The following is a 222-nucleotide window of genomic DNA, read 5'->3' on the forward strand; positions in this document are numbered from 1 at the left end:
CCACAGAATGATGTCACGCTGAAAATGCCGGCCTTTGAATGGGTTCATGTGCAGCTCCATCAGCAAAAGGGGATGATAAGTTTATCACCACCGACTATTTGCAACAGTGCCTGCTTTTCTGCTGGAATTTGGCATTAGCGTTCCCCGAGGAGCTGCCGTTATTAGCCGACTGAGTACCATTCTTGAGGATAATAGTTTGCCTCTTTACCTCAGCCAGTTATT

Annotated in this window: 1 pseudogene; it reads left to right on the forward strand. The window is 46.8% G+C overall.

Annotated elements, in window-relative coordinates:
- Positions 1–112 precede the first annotated feature (112 nt).
- Positions 113–222 (forward strand): annotated as a pseudogene (locus ACLH1I_RS26735) (IS110 family transposase); the annotation flags it as partial.

This window comes from Klebsiella sp. 1SOBk10mer, from assembly GCF_046602535.1.
Classification (GTDB): domain Bacteria; phylum Pseudomonadota; class Gammaproteobacteria; order Enterobacterales; family Enterobacteriaceae; genus Klebsiella; species Klebsiella quasipneumoniae.